The sequence below is a fragment of the Pseudaeromonas pectinilytica genome, from assembly GCF_054780855.1.
The window spans coordinates 1-2,555 of the sequence record NZ_BAAGVN010000244.1; the positions used below are offsets into that span (position 1 = coordinate 1).

Below are 2,555 nucleotides of genomic sequence, written 5' to 3' on the forward strand. Positions count from 1 at the left end.
CAACCAAGAGCCCAACAGTGCAAAATCCTGGTTATCGGGTGGGGTGAAAATAGTCAACAACACGTAAAGGGAACAGCGCCCTGGCCACGGCAGCTGGAAAAAGCCGGAGTCAACAAACAACAGATCCGGATCAGCGACGGCGCCATACGCCGCATCATTGATAACTATGCCCGGGAAGCTGGCGTGCGCAATCTGGAAAACCTGCTGGCGAAAATTATCCGCAAAGCCGTGGTCAGTCTGTTGAACCATGAGGTCACCAGTCTGCGCATCAAAGCTGCTGACATTACCAACTACCTGGGCAATCCATTATTTCGTAAAGAGCAGGCCCTGCATGGCGTGGGGATCGTGACCGGACTGGCCTGGACCGCGTTGGGTGGCGCTATCTTGTCCATCGAAGCCAGCGTGGTCAACCAACAGGGACGCAGTCTGAAGCTGACCGGACAACTGGGTGATGTGATGCGCGAATCCGCAGAATTGGCATATAGCTATATCTGCAGCAACCTCAAGCTGTTGGGCGCCGATGCCCATTGTTTTGAACAAGCGGGCATCCATTTGCACATCCCCGAAGGGGCAACACCGAAAGACGGGCCCAGCGCCGGTATCACCATGGCCAGTGCTCTCCTCTCGTTGGCCCTCAACCAGGCACCGATCAAGAATATCGCCATGACCGGAGAGCTGACCCTGACAGGGCATGTGCTGGCGATTGGTGGCGTGCGGGAAAAGGTCATAGCGGCTAAACGCCAAGGCATTCATCGTCTGATCGTACCGCTCGCCAATCGAGGTGATGTGCTGGAATTACCGGATTATATTCGGGCTGGAGTCGAGTTTATGTTTGCCGATCACTTCAAGGAGGTCGCTAGCATACTGTTTCCGCCGACGCCGCTTGCGCAGTCCCGGCGCAAAAAGCCGGACGCAGGGGAACATTCCACCCCTTGAAGCATGCGCTGGCGGTACTGAGGACAAACAAAAACGCCTTGGGCGTTAGCCCAAGGCGTTCGATCTGGTTGCGGGGGCAGGATTTGAACCTACGACCTTCGGGTTATGAGCCCGACGAGCTACCATGCTGCTCCACCCCGCGTCATGTGGGGCGCATAGTAGCACAGGATCGGATGCCGTCAAGATGTTTCAGCATAAGACGGATTATTAGAATAATCTGCTTAGAAAAAACGGTTCACTAGCACCGGAGAGCAAAATAAATGGCTACTCATACAGTGAATAATTAATGGACAGTCTGGGGGACGTATGAACATCACCAAGGGACACTGCCGGCAGTTAGGTGCCAATATTGAAGGTGGAGGCGTCAACTTTGCCCTCTGGGCCCGCTTGGCCAGCGGTGTCGAGTTATTGTTATTCTCCTCCCCAGAGGATGAGCAGCCGACGGTGATCAAGTTATCACCGATGATCAATCGCACCGCCTACTACTGGCATGTCTTTGTGGACCAGATCGGGGATGGCCAGCTGTATGGCTGGCGGATCAATGGCCCCTGGCGCCCTTATGAAGGAACCCATTTTGATGCCGATAAGGTATTACTGGATCCCTACAGCCGCGAAGTCGTATTAGGTCCGCGTTATGATCGTTGGGCGGCGGCAAGACCGGGCTCCAATTTGCACTGCTGCGCCAAGAGTGTGGTGGTTGATTTGCAAAACTATGATTGGGAGGGGGATATTTCACCCCAGCATCCCATGTCCCGCTCTGTCATCTATGAAATGCATGTCGGTGGATTCACCCGGGATAAAAGCTCGGGTCTAGCGGCGGATATTCGCGGTACCTATGCTGGCCTTATTCACAAAATACCCTATTTAAAATCACTGGGAATTACGGCGGTTGAGTTATTGCCGGTATTTCAGTTTGATCCTCAAGATGCACCAGTCGGAAAAGACAATTACTGGGGTTATAGCCCCATGTCTTTTTTTGCGCCGCACAGTGGTTATGCCAGCAATGCCGCAATAAAAGGCGCCGTCAATGAATTTCGGGATATGGTCAAAGCCTTACATAAAGCGGGGATCGAAGTGATTCTGGATGTGGTTTATAACCATACTGCCGAGGGCGGTGATGATGGGCCAATATTTTGTTTTCGAGGCATCGATCACGAGGCCTATTATATTCTCGATCAAAAAACCAGATTGAATACCAACTACTCCGGTTGTGGTAATACACTCAATGGCTCCCATGCGGTAACCAAACACTTAATCATCGATAGTCTGCGGTATTGGCGCGAACATATGCATGTCGATGGTTTCCGATTTGATTTAGCCTCGATCTTGTCTCGGGATGAAGAGGGTAAACCTCTGGTTTACCCGCCGACATTACTGGCCATCGATACCGATCCGGTATTAGCAGATTGTAAAATGATTGCCGAAGCCTGGGATGCCGGAGGTCTGTATCAGGTGGGCTCACTGGCTGGCTCCCGCTGGCGGGAATGGAATGGACAATTCCGCGATGATGTTCGCCGTTTTATTAAAGGCGACGCCGATGGCGCTGTTCCCTTTACGTGTTGGGGCAATCTATACTTGCAGTAAGTTCGCTGGACTGAGGTGCCCGCTATGGATACCAA

The 2,555-nt window shown here is 52.6% G+C and carries 1 protein-coding gene, 1 tRNA gene and 1 pseudogene; 2 read left to right on the plus strand and 1 reads right to left on the minus strand.

The genetic code is table 11. The features are described from left to right. Window positions 1–936: S16 family serine protease (locus ACYVG7_RS10615; protein WP_460883085.1), on the plus strand; the 936-nt coding region annotated here is incomplete at its 5' end. A gap of 65 nt (window positions 937–1,001) precedes the next feature. Here ACYVG7_RS10615 and ACYVG7_RS10620 read toward each other — a convergent pair. Then, a tRNA-Met gene (locus ACYVG7_RS10620) sits at window positions 1,002–1,078 on the minus strand. 164 nt (window positions 1,079–1,242) lie between these two features. Here ACYVG7_RS10620 and ACYVG7_RS10625 point away from each other — a divergent pair. Continuing rightward, window positions 1,243–2,490 (plus strand): annotated as a pseudogene (locus ACYVG7_RS10625) (alpha-amylase family glycosyl hydrolase); the annotation flags it as partial. Window positions 2,491–2,555 lie beyond the last annotated feature (65 nt).